12 protein-coding genes and 3 pseudogenes are annotated in these 16,428 nt (G+C 49.2%); 6 read left to right on the top strand and 9 right to left on the bottom strand.

From position 1 onward, the window contains the following. A pseudogene (locus tag ACTTKA_RS05285) lies at nt 1-109 on the top strand (IS5/IS1182 family transposase); the annotation flags it as partial. 128 nt (nt 110-237) lie between these two features. Here the strand turns inward: ACTTKA_RS05285 and ACTTKA_RS05280 are convergent. Both ACTTKA_RS05280 and ACTTKA_RS05275 read right to left on the bottom strand, forming a co-directional pair. Further along, nucleotides 238-564: a hypothetical protein gene (locus tag ACTTKA_RS05280; protein ID WP_442724243.1), complete on the bottom strand. Its 327-nt coding sequence runs from the start codon at nt 562-564 to the stop codon at nt 238-240. Further along, nucleotides 564-866, bottom strand: a complete 303-nt coding sequence (locus ACTTKA_RS05275) for an FtsB family cell division protein (RefSeq protein ID WP_074453597.1) — start codon at nt 864-866, stop codon at nt 564-566. The genes ACTTKA_RS05280 and ACTTKA_RS05275 overlap by 1 nt, the downstream gene beginning before the upstream one ends. A 141-nt stretch (nt 867-1,007) precedes the next feature. On the opposite strand from ACTTKA_RS05275, the pseudogene ACTTKA_RS05270 reads away from it, so the two are divergent. Next, nucleotides 1,008-2,746: pseudogene (locus tag ACTTKA_RS05270) on the top strand (DNA polymerase III subunit gamma/tau). Between the two features lie 60 nt (nt 2,747-2,806). Here ACTTKA_RS05270 and lon read toward each other — a convergent pair. The 4 genes from lon to ACTTKA_RS05250 form a co-directional block, all read right to left on the bottom strand. Further along, the gene (gene lon / locus ACTTKA_RS05265) at nt 2,807-5,275 is read right to left on the bottom strand and encodes an endopeptidase La (protein WP_442724242.1); all 2,469 of its coding nucleotides are present in this window, start codon (nt 5,273-5,275) and stop codon (nt 2,807-2,809) included. A gap of 205 nt (nt 5,276-5,480) precedes the next feature. Then, a complete protein-coding gene (locus tag ACTTKA_RS05260) occupies nt 5,481-7,634 on the bottom strand; it encodes a S9 family peptidase (protein ID WP_442724241.1) in 2,154 nt (717 codons plus the stop codon). A gap of 60 nt (nt 7,635-7,694) precedes the next feature. Continuing rightward, complete coding sequence (locus ACTTKA_RS05255; RefSeq protein ID WP_097560158.1) at nt 7,695-8,540, bottom strand: DUF4349 domain-containing protein; 846 nt, start codon at nt 8,538-8,540, stop codon at nt 7,695-7,697. A 41-nt stretch (nt 8,541-8,581) separates the two neighbouring features. Beyond that, the gene (locus ACTTKA_RS05250) at nt 8,582-10,672 is read right to left on the bottom strand and encodes a S9 family peptidase (protein ID WP_442724240.1); all 2,091 of its coding nucleotides are present in this window, start codon (nt 10,670-10,672) and stop codon (nt 8,582-8,584) included. A 190-nt stretch (nt 10,673-10,862) separates the two neighbouring features. Between ACTTKA_RS05250 and ACTTKA_RS05245 the strand changes: the two genes are divergently transcribed. Next, nucleotides 10,863-11,558 carry a Maf-like protein gene (locus tag ACTTKA_RS05245; RefSeq protein ID WP_442724239.1) on the top strand — a complete coding sequence of 232 codons (696 nt, stop codon included), beginning with the start codon at nt 10,863-10,865 and terminating at the stop codon, nt 11,556-11,558. Here the strand turns inward: ACTTKA_RS05245 and ACTTKA_RS05240 are convergent. The 3 genes and pseudogenes from ACTTKA_RS05240 to gmd form a co-directional block, all read right to left on the bottom strand. Further along, on the bottom strand, nt 11,550-12,617 hold the full coding sequence (locus ACTTKA_RS05240) for a GDP-L-fucose synthase family protein (protein WP_442724238.1): 1,068 nt from the start codon (nt 12,615-12,617) through the stop codon (nt 11,550-11,552). The two genes, ACTTKA_RS05245 and ACTTKA_RS05240, sit on opposite strands and share 9 nt — an antisense overlap. A 75-nt stretch (nt 12,618-12,692) precedes the next feature. Continuing rightward, nucleotides 12,693-13,073: pseudogene (locus ACTTKA_RS05235) on the bottom strand (GxxExxY protein). A 41-nt stretch (nt 13,074-13,114) separates the two neighbouring features. Continuing rightward, nucleotides 13,115-14,194 carry a GDP-mannose 4,6-dehydratase gene (gmd, locus tag ACTTKA_RS05230; protein ID WP_442724237.1) on the bottom strand — a complete coding sequence of 360 codons (1,080 nt, stop codon included), beginning with the start codon at nt 14,192-14,194 and terminating at the stop codon, nt 13,115-13,117. A 306-nt stretch (nt 14,195-14,500) separates the two neighbouring features. Between gmd and ACTTKA_RS05225 the strand changes: the two genes are divergently transcribed. The 3 genes from ACTTKA_RS05225 to ACTTKA_RS05215 all read left to right on the top strand — a co-directional run bounded on the left by ACTTKA_RS05225 (nt 14,501) and on the right by ACTTKA_RS05215 (nt 16,231). Beyond that, nucleotides 14,501-15,163, top strand: a complete 663-nt coding sequence (locus ACTTKA_RS05225; protein ID WP_442724236.1) for a 50S ribosomal protein L25/general stress protein Ctc — start codon at nt 14,501-14,503, stop codon at nt 15,161-15,163. A gap of 88 nt (nt 15,164-15,251) precedes the next feature. After that, on the top strand, nt 15,252-15,812 hold the full coding sequence (pth, locus tag ACTTKA_RS05220; RefSeq protein WP_442724235.1) for an aminoacyl-tRNA hydrolase: 561 nt from the start codon (nt 15,252-15,254) through the stop codon (nt 15,810-15,812). Between the two features lie 5 nt (nt 15,813-15,817). Further along, nucleotides 15,818-16,231, top strand: coding sequence for an RNA-binding S4 domain-containing protein (locus ACTTKA_RS05215; protein ID WP_442724234.1), 414 nt, complete (start codon nt 15,818-15,820; stop codon nt 16,229-16,231). The last annotated feature ends 197 nt before the right edge of the window (nt 16,232-16,428 follow it).

Genomic DNA, 16,428 nt, shown 5'->3' with positions numbered 1-16,428 from the left:
CCTTGATGAACTTCTTTACATGAAGAGAGATAGCATCGAAAGAATCAATGCATGGATGGACTCATACAGAAGCGTATTAAACAGGTTTGACACCAAACTGACTAGTTAGTAAACATGAAACTATGCCCACGTTTATACTAATTCTGTTCAAAAAAGTGAAAGGTAAGAAAAAGTCAAGATAACTTCGATGTTTGATCGTTTGGGATGCTTTGGCAAAGATTGCTAAAAACGAGTTACTTATTTCCGGTCTTTCGCGACGAAAGAGGTATACAGTTGAATCAGCGCGGCAATCAAAAGGCAAGGCACCCACTCCATACGCTGTTTGAACATAAACACCGACGCGACGATCATCGCGATTCCGGCAAACATATTCAACCGGTGCAACCGTCGCAGGCGAAAATCCGTTTCGTTCCGTGGCGCGGTCAGGTAACTGACCATTACGCCAGCCGCTCCCACCGCGAAGAGCCAGGGGGCATACTTCCATTGGGTGATATACAGCAACGCCCCGACGAGCACAAGCGCCCCCGAAAGCATATAAATCCATGTGCGTATGCGTAATTCCATCAGTCCCGGATAATAAAAATATCTTCGTTTTTCCGTTTCATGTAAAACTCTTCGCGGGCATATTGTTCCAATCTCTCCTTGCTCGTATGAAGATCTTCGAGCTTCCGGCGATTCGTCTCGATTTCTTTCCGGTAATGCTTAATCTCACGTTCAAGGCTGCGGATTTTATCGTCATACGTATAGCGCACGTAAAGGTTGCTGTCGCCCACCGCAAACGTAATGATCATGAATACGGCGATCACGACCACGTAGAGATTCAACTTGGAGAGATATTTCGTATAGAAATTTTCTTTTTCGGACATACCTGTTGAGAGTTTGTGCAAAAGTATGAAAAATATTCCATACCTTTGCAAGAAAACAAACCGGATTTCACGGCAGATACAAAACACCGTCCGGGGGTGTGCATACATACTCGCCCCATCGCTGTCCGGCAACACAAGAAAATGGAAAATTATATCGTTTCAGCCAGAAAATACCGTCCGTCGACGTTCAACAGCGTGGTCGGGCAAAAATCTCTGACCACTACGCTGCGGAATGCTATCCTGAGCAATAAGTTGGCACATGCTTATCTGTTCTGCGGCCCTCGCGGGGTGGGAAAGACATCGTGCGCGCGTATCTTTGCCAAGACAATCAACTGCATGAATCTGACGCCCGCGGGCGAGGCATGCAATGCGTGCGAGTCGTGCCGGTCGTTTAACGAGCAACGGTCGTTGAATATCCATGAGCTGGACGCGGCATCGAACAATTCGGTCGATGACATCCGCTCGCTGATCGAGCAGGTACGTATCCCGCCGCAAGTGGGGAAATACAAGGTCTATATCATCGACGAAGTACACATGCTCAGTCAGGCCGCTTTCAACGCTTTTCTCAAAACACTCGAAGAGCCGCCTCATTATGCGATCTTTATTCTGGCTACGACGGAGAAGCATAAAATTCTGCCGACCATTCTGTCACGCTGTCAGGTATACGATTTCTCACGCATCTCGGTCGTCGACGCCGTAGAACATCTGCAATATGTAGCCGGCGAGGAAGGGGTGAAGGCCGAACCCGAAGCGCTGAACGTCATCGCACAAAAAGCCGACGGGGGGATGCGCGACGCTTTGTCTATCTTCGATCAGGTAGTCAGCTACACGGGCGGAAACGTTACCTACAAGGCCGTGATCGAGAACCTCAATGTGCTGGACTACGAATATTATTTCCGCATTACGGACACCATTCTGGAAGGAGACATACGGACAAGCCTGCTCATCCTGAACGAGATTATAGAGAAAGGGTTCGACGGACAGCATATCATCACGGGGCTGGCCTCGCACTTCCGCGATCTGTTGGTCTGCAAAGATGAAAGCACGATCGTGCTTTTTGAAATCGGCGCATCGATCCGCGACCGATACCGCGAAACAGCCCGGCAGTGTCCCGACTGGCTGCTGTATCAGGCTATTGAGTTGGCCAATGAATGCGATCTGCATTATCGCGAGAGCCGGAACAAGCGACTCTTGCTCGAGCTGACGTTCGTTCAGCTGTGTCAACTCCAGGAAGCCGGCCCTGCTACGATCGCCGAGGCTAAAAAAAAAAGCGACTGAGGCTGCGACTGCTTCGGGCGGTTGAAGGTTTGCCCGCATCCGATACGCATCGTAGCGCAAGCCCCTCCATACCGCCTGCCACACAGACGCCGACGCTCGCCGCAACGAGTACGCCAAGCGCAACCCAAACGCCGCGGAAACCGATTAACCGACGTCCTACGAACACGTCTCTGACCGGTCTTTTGGAGACCACCCCAAAAACACAGGTTACGTATCATACCGAAGAGGCTTTGCAGGAAACGAATCCGTTCACCGAAGAGGAGCTGATTGGCTGCTGGAATGCGTTTGCCGCAACGATAGAGAAGAAAGTACATCTGAAAAATACGATGATCAACTGTCAGCCCGTACTGAAAGAGGAGTTTCTGTTCGAGGTCGTCGTACACAACCCCGGACAGCAGGAAGAGCTGCTCAATCATAATGCCTCTATCCTGCAAGCACTCCGCACGCAGTTGAAGAACGGAAAGATTCAATTAAAGATACGCATCGACGAAGCGAACGAAAAGAGGCTGGCCTATACGTCGGCAGAAAAGTTCGAGCTGCTGAACGAAATCAATCCGCTGCTGTCGAAGTTAAAAGACGAATTTAATTTGATGTTTGACTGACGGCGTTCGGCGCGTTCCGCTCTTCCGTTTCCGGAACGCCTGCCTGTTCCGGAAACACGCTTACCCGAAGAGCGGATGTTTCACTTTCTCGCACAACAAAGCGAGGTCGAGCACCTGCGTGATGTCGTCGACATAATGAAAGGTCAGCCCCTCCAAATACATCGCATTGATTTCTTCCACATCTTTCCGGTTCTCGGCACAAAGGATGATCTCCTTGATGCCGGCACGCTTGGCCGCGAGGATTTTCTCCTTGATGCCGCCCACGGGAAGCACCTTGCCGCGCAGCGTGATCTCGCCCGTCATGGCCAGATTACGTTTCACCTTTCGTTGCGTAAAAATGGAGACAAGCGATGTCACCATCGTAATGCCGGCGCTCGGGCCGTCTTTAGGGATGGCTCCTTCAGGCACATGGATATGCACATTCCAGTTTTCAAACAGCTCTTCGTCAATGCCAAACTGTCCGGCATGCGAATGCACATATTCGAGCGCAAGCATGGCAGACTCCTTCATCACATCGCCCAGATTGCCCGTGATGGTCAGCTTCGACCCTTTGCCGCGACTCAGGCTCGACTCTACAAAAAGAATCTCTCCGCCCACAGCCGTCCACGCCAGCCCCGTCACCACACCGGCGTACTCGTTGCCCTGATACTTGTCGCGCGTATATTCCACGGCACCGAGATATTCTTTGAGGTCTTCCGCCTTGATCATCGGACGTACTTCTTCGTCCGAAGCGATTTTGCGTGCGATGCGTCGCATGATCTTGGCGATTTTCTTCTCCAGCTCACGCACGCCGCTCTCGCGCGTGTACGACTCGATCACCGCCCGCACGGCATGACGGTGAAATTTGACGGTATGCTTAGGAATCCCGTGCAGCTCCATCTGTTTCGGGATCAGATGACGCACGGCAATCTCGATCTTTTCTTCCAGAATATATCCGCTCACCTCGATCAGTTCCATCCGGTCGAGCAGCGGCTGTGAAATCGTATTCAGATTATTGGCCGTTGCAACGAACAGAACCTTACTCAGGTCGTAATCGATATCGAGATAATTGTCGTGGAACGTCGTGTTCTGCTCCGGGTCTAACACTTCGAGCAGCGCCGAAGCAGGATCGCCTTTGAAGTCGTTACCGACCTTATCGATCTCGTCGAGCACAAACACCGGATTCGATGTCCCTGCCTTTTGCAGATTCTGAATGATCCGCCCTACCATCGCGCCGATATAAGTACGGCGATGTCCGCGAATTTCGGCTTCATCGTGCAGGCCGCCTAACGAAATGCGGACATATTTCCGCCCCAGCGCTTCGGCCACCGATTTACCGAGCGACGTTTTACCGACTCCCGGAGGCCCGTAGAGACACAGAATGGGCGAACGCAAATCTTTCTTGAGCTTCAGCACGGCCAGATGCTCGATAATACGTTCCTTGACTTTCTCCATGCCGTAATGGTCGCGGTCTAAGACCCGCTGTGCATGCGACAAGTTGAAATTATCCTTGCTGTATTCCCCCCACGGCAGACTGATGATGGTCTGCACATATTGCGACTGTATCGAATAATCGGGCGATTGCGGATGAACACGTTCGAGCTTGGCGACTTCTTTCTCGAAGATCTCGCCGACTTCCTTCAGCCATTTTTTGCTCTTCGCCTTCTCGCGCAGCTCCTTGATCTCGATGTCGTTCATATTTCCACCCAACTCTTCCTGAATGGCTTTGATCTGCTGTTGAAGGAAATATTCTTTTTGCTGTTTGTTGATGTCTTCGTGAGTCTTCATCTGAATCGATGCTTTCAGTTCGATCAATTGATACTCACGGTTGAGAATAAACAGCAGTCGATATGCACGGTCTTTCAGGTCGTTGATGGCCAAAAGCTCCTGTTTTTCGGGCGAATGCGAAAGGATATTGCAGCATGCAAAACTGATCAGATACATTGCATTCTGATTGTTGCGGATGGAGTAGATCAGGTCGCGGGGAGGCTCACCGGATGCTGTCAGCATCTTTACCGTAAGGTCCTTGATGGTTGAGATAAGCGCCTCAAACTCGCGATCGCTCTTTTTCGGATGCGTATCTTCCAACAGAGAGATGCGCCCGGTCAGATAAGGCTCCGTTTCCGTCAGTTCATGCAACTGAAAACGTTTGCGGCCTTGCAGAATAGCCGTTGTCGAACCGTCCGGCATTTCCAGTACCCGCAGTATTTCAGCCACGACACCGATCGTATACAAGTCTTCGAACCCCGGGTCTTCGACCTCTGTCTCCTTTTGACACAGCACCCCGATCATCATCTTTTTATGCGAGGCTTCCCGAATCAGGCGCATGGACTTGGCCCGCCCGACGATAACAGGCATGGCCACGCCCGGAAACAGCACCATATTTCGCAACGAGAGAATCGGTAAACTTTCACCAACTTTATCGATCCCTTCGGAAAAATCTTCATCCTTGTCGCATTCCATCAGGATGGGCATCACGATTCCCACCGAATCGTCTATCTCGCTGAAAGCTTCCCGCAAATACAATGTCTCTTTATTCTTCTTATTCATTCCGGCTGCAATTAAATCGTGCAAAGGTACGATATTTATGGAAAATACGGAAAACCCCGAGCCAACGCATTGAATAACTTCCTTAAAAACATAAGAAATAAGCTATATCGCTCGCTCAATGTGTACGTGTCCGGACACAAAAAAAGGGGATGCCACTGAAAGACATCCCCCCTTTTCTCATCTTCGATTGATTACCGATCCGGCTTTATTTGTTGATTCCTACCCTGTTCAGGATAAAGGCAAATTCGAAAGCCGTATCTTTGATACCGTCGTAACGACCGGTGGCGCCTCCATGTCCCGAATCCATGTTCATATGCAGAATCAGGATGTTATCATCCGTCTTCATCGAACGAAGTTTAGCTACATACTTCGCCGGCTCGTGGAACAGCACCTGTGAGTCGTTGATTCCTCCCGTCACAAGCATATTGGGATAATTCTGCGCCTTGATATTGTCGTAAGGCGAATAAGAAAGCATATACCGATAATACTCTTCCTCGTTCGGATTACCCCACTCTTCGTACTCGCCCGTAGTGAGCGGCAACGATTCGTCGAGCATCGTATTGATCACATCGACGAACGGTACTTGCGCCACTACCGTCCGATACAAGTCGGGACGCATATTCGCAACGGCTCCCATCAGCAGTCCTCCGGCGCTTCCGCCCATAATCGCCAACTTGTCGGGTGAAGTATACTTTTCGTTAATCAGCATTTCGCTGCACGCAATGAAATCGGTAAACGTATTTTTCTTTTTCAGCAGCTTGCCGTCTTCGTACCACTGTTCGCCCAGATCGCTTCCGCCACGTATCTGCGCGATACCGAACACAAAGCCCCGGTCGATCAGACTGTAATAGCTCGTGCTGAAATACACGTCGGAACTGCTGCCATAACTGCCGTACGAATAAAGCAAAGCGGGATTCGATCCGTCTTTCTTCAATCCTTTCTTATAAACGATGGCCATCGGCACTTTTACGCCGTCGGGCGCCGTAGCCCAAAGGCGCTCTACCGTATAATCGTCGGGGTTGAAGCCGGAAGGGATCTCCTGCTCTTTGAGTTTAGCCGTCTCGCCGTTTGTAATCGTATATTCATATAATGTAGTCGGACGGTTGAGCGAAGTGTACGTATAACGAATCGTCGTGGCATCGTATTCGGGATTTCCGCCCAGCCATGCCGAATAGACCGGTTCGGGGAAAGCGATCGTTTTCGTTTCGCCGCCTTCGATCGGCTTGATATGAATTTCAGCCAATCCGTTCTTGCGCAACTCCAGCGCCACATAGTCTTTCAGAATATCAATGTCTTCAATACGAACATCCTTATCGTGCGGTACGAACACCTTCCACTTCGTACGGTCTTCGTAGCCCGTGAGCGGCACTTCGTAAATCATACCGTTCAGATTTTCTTTATCCTTGTAACGTACAAAGAACTTGTCTTTGTGCGGATACACACTGTATTCCACATCCTGCACCCGAGGCATGAATATTTTAAACGCATCAGTCGGATGATCGGCCGAGACATAGCGCGTTTCGGAGGTCGTCGAACTTCCGGACAAAATAAAAATCTGCTCTCTCGTCTTACTACCCGAAACGTATGTTCTGAAACGTGCGTCCGTTTCTTCATAAATCAACTCGCCTTCGGAGGCGTCGAGCATCCGACGATAGATTTTCGACGAGCGTAATGTTTTATCAATCAAACTGTAGAATAACGTTTTATTATCGTTCGCCCACGCCATCGAAGCTGCTCCGGTGACTTCGAAACCGACCGTCTCGCCCGAAGCGAGGTCTTTGATCTTCATGGTAAATTCGGCATACGAACCGGTTTCGTTATAGAGATACGCGGCCTTGCTGTTATCCGGGCTGACGGAGTAACCGCTGAAAATAAAAGCCGGTTTGCCTTCCGCCATCTTGTTGATGTCGAAGATAATTTCTTCCGGTGCATCCATGGAGCCTTTCCGCCGACAATGCGTACGGTATTGCTTGCCTTTTTCGGTACGACTGTAGTAGTAATAACCGTTTTTGAATGACGGGTAACTCTCGTCGTCTTCCTTCATCCTGCCGAGAATCTCGTCGTAAATGGTCTGCTGGAGGCCTTTCGTCGATGCCATCACCGTATCGGTGTACGCATTTTCGGCGTTCAGATAGTCTATCACCTTAGGATTATTTTTGTCTTTCAACCAAAAATAATCGTCAATACGCTGTTGCCCGAAATTCGTAAACGTATCAGGCATCACTTCCGCAACAGGAGGTGCGGGAAAATCAGATTGTTTCAAAATCTCAACTCCTTCTTTTTTCACATGGTTACACGATGTAATAACTAGTAACAAGGTTACGGCAAGCAACCATTGATAATTCCATTTTCTTTTCATATATATCGCAGAATTTGAATAATTCATAAGCCCAAACACTTTTCCCGGACCACACGAAGGTTATACATTGTTCTTGGAGGTTCTTTTCCGCCACTTTCTGAGTTTTACGACAAGCACCCATATAACGATGATGAACAAGAGTATCGCCCAAAGATTCACCACGACAAGAATGAGCCGCGACAAGTAATTCCATCCGTTTCGGAAAGCCTCTTTCAATTCATACCCGAATCCGGTGGCTATAACGGATGACATCTCATAAAACTCGACAGTAAGGGTACTGAACGTCACCTCATTGGTCAAATAACGTAAACGTCCTTCGGCCGATTCAATGTCGGCTCTTAAAACACCGATCTGTTCTTCGATCTTCAAAATTTCGTCGATCGTATGGGCGCGCTTGAGCAGCTCCTGATAACGGTTTTCGAGTTCTTTCTTGGTCTTGATACGAGTATCCAGATCGATATATTCCTGCGTGACATCCAGCACTTCGATATGTTTGTCTTCGATCTTGTCCGTATTCAACGAAATCCGGTCAAGCAACGCATCAAATTGACTTGCAGGAACACGAATCGTAACGGTATGGATGATCCGATTGCCGTATTGATTCAGATTATCGCTCGATATGTATCCTTTCGTTTCAACCACCGCCTGCTGAATCGCTGCGTGAGTTTTCTTCGCATCCGATGTTTCGAAACGAATGGTTCCCCTTTTCGTCAGCTTCCTTTCGTACGAAGCAGAAGCTGTAAGGTCTGTCGTCTCATCCGCGGTAGACGTGGAGACACTTTTAGCCGTCACCTCTTCGGAAACAACGTCTCTCCCGTACGCTTCCGCATCTCCTCGCGACTGACCGCAAGCAGACCAGAGGACTCCTCCCAACAGCGCAAAAAATATATAGATATTGGTTCTCATATTTCTTCGTTATGGAATGATTTCCTTTTTCTTCATTCGATCTATTTTGCCTTCAAATGCTTATCGAACCATTGGAAGAATTCACGCTGCCAGACGATTCCGTTCTGCGGACTGAGCACCCAGTGATTTTCGGTCGGGAAGATAAGCAAACGGCTCTCGATCCCAAGCATCTGGGCGGTATTGAACGCTGCCATTCCTTGCGAATAAGGCACGCGAAAGTCACGTTCGCCGTGAACTACCATGATCGGAGTGTCCCAATTCTTCACGAGGAGATGAGGCGAATGAGCGAATGAGTTCTGTGCCACTTTATTTTCCTTATCCCAAGGTGCACCTCCCTGCTCCCATTCTTCAAAAAACATCTCTTCTGTCGTCGAATACATAAACTCCATGTTAAAGATTCCGCAATGTGCCAAAAACGCTTTGAAGCGTCCTTTATGCGTTCCGGCCAGATGGAAGACGGAATATCCTCCGTAGCTTGCTCCCATCGCACCGATATGTTCGGCATCGGCCCACGGCTCTTTGCCGATTGCATCGATGGCAGTAAGCAAATCCTGCTCGTCCTGCTGACCGTGATTCTTTGAAATGGCATCGCACCATTCCTGTCCCGAACCGGATGTTCCACGCCGTGCGGGCACGACTACGACGTAGCCCTGCGACGCCATAAGCATATAATTCCAGCGATAACTGAACGACGGACCGAGTACGCCCTGAGGCCCTCCCGTGCACATGAGCAGCAACGGGTATTTCTTCGACGCATCGAACTTGGGAGGATAGATCACCCATGTGACCATTTCCTTATTATCGGTCGTGGTGATAAAACGTTTCTCGAATGTCGGGAGGTTCAGCTTATCCATCAGCTCCTTGTTCACGAACGATATCTCTTCGGCCTTGCCATCGGTCGGATCGACGCGGAATATTTCGGCCGGATTGACATGCGTTGTACGTGTTACGATCAGTTTGTCGCCGGCAAGCTGTACATGCTGATAGTCTTGATCGCCCTCGGTAAGCTGCTTGAACGTTCCGCTTGCGACGTCAAATGCGAACAACTGATGAGCCTCTTTGATAGGAGCTGTCAGATAAATCGTTTTACCGTCGGCCGTCCATTGCAGTGACGAAGGGCTTGCATCGAGTGCTTCGGAAACATCTCTCATCTCACCCGTCGGCCAGTCCATCAACATCATACGCTCCTTATCGGCCTCGAAGACTCCGCGACGCATGCTCGACCAGAGTAATTGCTTACCGTCGGGCGAGAATTGCGGATTCTTATCGTAGCCCGGCATATCGGGAGTAAGAAGTCGCGTCTTTTTATCGGCCAACGTGTACGCATACAGATTGGAATTTGTCTGAAAAGCGTATTCTTTGCCGGTCAGTTTTTTGCAGGTATAAACAATAGTCGTTCCATCAGGACTCCATGCGATCTCTTCCGTGCCTCCGAAAGGCCGGGTCGGAGCATGATACGGCTCGCCGGGCATAATATCTTCCACCGCTTTCACTTTGCCGCTCACAAGGTCTCCCACGTAGATATGGTTGTAATTGCCGTCTTTCCAGCTGTCCCAGTGACGATACATCAGATCGTCGTAGACATAGGCATTGGCCTTGTCCAGATCGTCGTAAAGTTCTGCACCCGTGCATTTTTCGATCTTGGTAGAAATAACAAACAGCACTTTATCTTCGGCCGGAGCATAGAGAAACCCGTCGATCGACTGCTCGATACCGGATACTTGCGTCTCGGCTCCATTCTCTGGATCGATGTTCCAGAGTTTGCCATCGCGCAAGAAAGCGATCGCTTTGCCCGAAGGAAGCCATGCCAGCGCACCTTCGCGAGCGGCTGTCCGTGTAAGCTGTTTCTTGTTTGCCCCATCGGCATCCATCACATACACCTCCGAATTGCTCTTGTTCTCGGGGATACTGTAATACGTAACGGTATAAGCCACACGTTTGCCGTCGGGCGAAACGCACATGTTTCCTACCCGTCCGAATGCCCACAATACTTCGGGAGACATTTGTCCGTTCTCAATCTTCACATCAGGCTGTCCGATAACCGATGTTCCGGAGGCCTGTTCCTGCTTCTGTTCTACGCTGCTGCATGCCATCATTGCTGCCATGGTGCACACTGTTGCTATTTTTTTCATTGGTATAACGTTTATTTACGACCGTAAAAGTACGAAAGGATTTGGGAAAAACAAAACGAGTCTTTACTTTTGCTTTCCGTAACACGAAGATATCAATAAGATAATGTATATAAAAACAAGATTTTTCTCTTTACATGCGCTCTTCGCAGTCATGACACGCAGGCAACCGTCTGCCCAATAACGATACGAGATGGCTGATAATTATCTGGAAAAACGGTTCGCCGCATACGAGGCGCGGAAAGCCGCCCTGAAAAAGGGGCATAAACGTACGGGGACTGCCGCGAAGCCGGCAACGAATACCCTGCCGACCCGACATAAAATTATTCTGGCATCGGCTTCGCCGCGACGAAGGGAGCTGCTGAAAGGACTGAACCTCGATTTTGAGGTGCGTCTGATACCCGATATCAACGAGTCCCATCCCGCCGGTCTCGCGCCGGAAGAAATCCCCTGCTTCATCGCTCGCGAGAAAGCGAAAGCCTACCTTCCGAACATGAAACCCGACGAGCTGATCATTACCGCCGATACCATTGTCATCCTCGACGGAGATATCCTTGAAAAGCCGAAAGGCCGGGATGATGCGATACGGATGCTGCACCGGCTGTCGGGGCGGAAGCACAAGGTCGTGACGGCTGTCGTGCTGACTTCGCGAGAGAGACAAAACGAGTTCTCCGTGACATCGGTCGTCGATTTCGCCGAGCTATCCGATCAGGAAATTACGTTTTATGTTGATACGTACAAACCTTTCGACAAGGCCGGGGCATACGGCATTCAGGAGTGGATCGGCTACATCGGCGTGCGCGGCATCGAAGGGTCGTTCTACAACGTGATGGGCCTGCCGGTACAACGGCTCTATCAGGAGCTCGAAACGATGGGAGAGCTACTGTAAGTACCACCGATACATCCGTTCCACGCCTTCGTCTATCTCGACCCGATGATGCCATCCAAGAGCATGCAGCTTCGAGACATCGGTCAGTTTACGCATCGTTCCGTCAGGCTTTGAAGCGTCGAAGGCAAGTGTTCCGTGATAACCGGCGGTACGGGCTACGAGTTGTGCCAATTCGCGGATGGCAATCTCCTTTCCCGTGCCGATGTTGATATGACAGTTTCGGACTTCGTTCGCCTCATCCCTCAGATCATCGAAGTCGACATGCTCCATGATATAGACGCAGGCATCGGCCATCTCCTCGCTCCAAAGGAATTCGCGCAAAGGACGTCCCGTCCCCCAGAGCGTTACCCCCGACGGAGTGATACCGTATCTCGCCAGCAGGTCGAGGATGTCCTTGTCGCTTCCCGTGCCGTCTTCTCCTTCGACGGGACGCTTGGCCAGATCGGCACGCACCGCATCCATATTTCTCTCCTCCAAACATTTTGCAAGATGGATTTTGCGCACCATCGCCGGTAGTACATGACTGCGTTCGAGATCGAAGTTATCGTTAGGGCCGTACAGGTTCGTCGGCATCACGGCTATATAGTTCGTGCCATATTGCAGATTGAAACTCTCGCACATCTTCAGACCGGCTATTTTGGCTATCGCATATGGTTCGTTCGTGTATTCGAGCGGGGCGGTCAGAAGCACCTGCTCTTTCATGGGTTGCGATACGTCACGCGGATAGATACATGTGCTTCCGAGAAACAGCAGTTTCTTCACGCCGTGCCGGTAACTCTCACCGATGACATGCTGCTGAATGCCCAGATTACGGTAAATAAAGTCGGCACGGTATCGGTTATTTGCCACAATCCCGCCGACATAAGCGGCTGCGAGAAAAACATATTCGGGACGTTCGTCGTCGAAAAAACGACGCACGGCGGTGCTATCCAGCAGATCGAGCTCATCGTGCGTACGTCCTATCAAGCGGGTATACCCCTTCTGTTGCAAGTTGCTCCAAATGGCCGACCCCACCAGTCCACGATGCCCTGCCACGTATATTTTGGATGATTGGTTCATGTTTCTTCTATTTTTTACCACAAATTACACAAGAAAATATACAGGTTGAACAAGAGAAAATTCATTAATTATCTATTATAATGTTCCGTTGATAAACCGATGTACCCCTTTGTCCATATAAGGAACATTAAAATTAATCAGCAAACCGAGTTTACAGCCTGACAATTTGAAATACGTTAATATCTGAGCTTTATGCACATCCGTTATCATCTCTACTGCTTTTAACTCAACAACAACTTTATTTTCAACGCATACATCAATCCGATAGCCTTTATCTAAGTAAATACTTTCATAAATAATAGGAAGTTCTTATTGTTCTTCTACTACCAGTCCCCGCTTGCGTAGCTCATATGCCAGACAAGTTTCATAAGCACTTTCGAACAATCCGGGTCCCAATTCTTTATGAATCTTGACTGCTGCAGCAAATATTATTTTAGCAATCTCATTTTCGTGCATCTCCTATTTATTCTACTTGTGTAACTTGTGGTTAATTTACCCTATATTTCGTCTCTTCTTATTCCCTGCTTCCCCACAACCCTCAGATCATGTTCCACCATAATTTTCACTAAACGCTCGAACGATGTTTTGTTCGGGTTCCAGCCCAGCAACGTTTTTGCTTTCGTCGGATCGCCGAGCAACTGCTCCACTTCGGCCGGACGAAAATACTTCGGGTCGACTTCGACGAGTACACGTCCCGTCTTCCCGTCGATTCCTTTTTCTCCTATGCCCTCGCCTTCCCAGCGCAATCCGATCCCGGCTTCTTTAAAAGCCAGCGTACAGAACTCCCGCACGGTATGCATTTGCCCGGTAGCAATCACAAAATCTTCGGGCTGATCATGTTGAAGCATCATCCACATACACTCCACATAATCTTTGGCATATCCCCAATCGCGACGCGCATCGAGATTTCCCATATAAAGCTTATCCTGAAGTCCGTGTACGATACGTGCCGCTGCAAGGGTGATCTTGCGCGTGACAAACGTCTCTCCACGCCGTTCACTCTCATGGTTAAACAGAATACCGTTTACGGCAAACATGCCATAGCTTTCGCGGTAGTTCTTCGTAATCCAGAAGCCGTACTGCTTGGCCACCCCGTAAGGTGAACGCGGATAGAAAGGAGTCGTCTCCTTTTGTGGCACTTCCTGCACGAGTCCGAACAATTCGGACGTCGAAGCCTGATAGATGCGTGTCTTTTGCTCCATCCCGAGGATACGCACGGATTCCAGCAGGCGAAGTGTTCCGAGAGCATCCGCATCGGCCGTATATTCCGGCACATCGAAACTCACTTTCACGTGACTTTGTGCCGCAAGATTATATATTTCGTCCGGCTGTGTCTGCTGGATGATCCGCACGAGCGAACTGCTGTCGGTCATATCGCCGTAATGCAGGTTTATCAGACGCTGCTGCTTCATGTCACGTACCCATTCATCGAGGTACAAATGCTCGATCCGTCCCGTATTGAAAGATGAGGAACGGCGAAGAATGCCATGTACTTCGTAGTCTTTTTCGACTAGAAATTCCGCCAGAAACGAACCGTCCTGCCCCGTGATACCTGTAATCAATGCTGTCTTTTTCATCGAACCGAATTAAATGATTATGAAAACAAAAGTACTCAAAATATTTCGTCTTCCAAGCAGACAGCGGAAAATCACAAGAGAAGCCCGTCTTTTCTTACAGCATGTATCTTTGCAACAGTGCAAATAAAGAGCATTCGTCGAGTTTCAAAAAACAGTTTCCGATACGGTTCATATTCTTTCCGTTATCCGCCGAATGATTTTCCGGTATTTTTTCTTATCTTTGCGGCGCTTTTTTAAAGGCCTGTCGTCGTGTGATGGGAAATTAGGAAGCAGAAACTAATTTTGAGTAACACAATTTTTAGAAAAATGAAAACATTTGAATTGAAAGGAACGCCGCGGGAGAACCTCGGCAAGAAAATGTCGAAAAACCTGCGCAAACAAGGCATGATCCCGGCCGTTTTATATGGTCAGGAACCTGTTGCATTGCCCTATACGGGAAAAATGAATGCAGGAGAGAAGCTGGTAGAAATCGGAGACGGTAAAGGAATCATTGTCACGGATTTTTCCGTATCGTTCGATGGAGTGCGCAAACTGATCTATACACCGGAAATCCATCTGGTTTCGATCGAGATGGGAGATGGAAGAAAAGTGAATGCTATTTTGAAAGAGATTCAGTTTCATGCTGTTTCGGATGCGATATTGCATTTGGATTTTCAGGAAGTATTTGCCGACAAACCGATCGAGATGCACGTTCCGGTAACATTGAGCGGTCACGCTGTCGGTGTGAAAGCCGGTGGTAAGTTGACGCAGGCCATGCGTAAGCTGAAAGTGAAAGGGCTGGCAGAACAGATTCCGGAGAAGTTGACGGTCAATGTCGATCATCTGGAGCTGGGCAAAACCATCAAGGTGGGCGAATTGCAGTTTGATCATGTAGAATTGATCAGTCCGAAGAATGCAGTTGTATGCGCGGTGAAGATGACACGTGCCGCACAGAGTGCTGCCGGAGCTGCCGCCGCAGCCGGAAAATAAGAAAAGCTATTGCTTTTGTAAACAAAGAGGGAGGAGATGTTTTTCGAGAGAGACATACTCCTCTTTTTTAATGATTCTTTTTCGAGTGATGAAACATCTGATTGTCGGGTTAGGAAATATAGGCGAAGAGTACTGGGGTACGCGCCATAATATCGGTTTCCGTGTAGTTAACGCATTGACCGAAGCGGCCGGTGCGCACTTCACGGAAGAGCGTTACGGAGCCGTGGCGCGTTTTCGTGTGAAAAATGCCGAGCTGGTAGTCTTGAAGCCGAATACATTTATGAATCTGAGCGGCCATGCCGTACGTTACTGGCTGCAAAAAGAATCCGTGCCCATCTCGCAACTGCTTGTGGTGGTAGACGATCTGTCGCTTCCGTTCGGCACTTTGCGACTGAAACCGAAAGGAAGCGATGCCGGACACAACGGATTGCGGAATATCAAGGAACTGCTCGGCACGGAAGCGTATGCCCGCCTGCGTTTCGGGATCGGAAACGATTTTCCGCGCGGACGACAAGTCGATTACGTCCTGAGCCCGTTCACCGACGAAGAACTTGACAAAATGCCGGACTGCGTGAAACTGGCTGTCGAGATGATACGCAGCTTCTGCCTTGCCGGAGCAGATATAACCATGAATCAGTTCAATCGCTGATGAATATGGATGAAGTCAGAATCGATAAGTGGATGTGGGCTACACGTATTTTCAAAACGCGCACCATCGCGGCCGACGCCTGCAAAAAGAATCGCATCGCCATGGGAGGAGTGAACGTGAAGCCATCGCGAATGATTAAGGTCGGCGACATCATCGAAGTGCGTAAGCCTCCGGTCACGTTCTCGTTCAAGGTGCTTCGTCTGACAGAAAACCGCATGGGTGCCAAATTAGTCCCTGAATATCTCGAAAACATCACCCCTCCCGAAGAGTACGAGAAACTCGAACTAAACCGGATATCCGGCTTTGTAGACCGGGCCAAAGGATTGGGACGCCCCACAAAAAAAGAACGCCGCGAGCTGGAACAATTTACCAGCCTCGATATAACCGACGACTTCTTCTGGAACGATGAGGAGCTATAAACCTCATCCCCTTCCCCTGCTGAAGTAACAGCGATCGAAGAGCGATAACAAACCTGTTATATTGCTTCCGCAAAAGAGCGGAGTGCTTTAAGAAAAAGACGTTACATTTTTTAAAAAACACGTGTGTTTTTCCGGAAAATGTAGCGTCTTTTTTTACGATAACCATGTGAGGACAAAAAGTACTGCCGGCTATCCGA

This window comes from Tannerella sp., from assembly GCF_052170195.1.
Classification (GTDB): domain Bacteria; phylum Bacteroidota; class Bacteroidia; order Bacteroidales; family Tannerellaceae; genus Tannerella.
The sequence above is the reverse complement of the archived record's forward strand: the minus strand, read 5'-3'. Positions and strand labels throughout refer to the sequence as shown.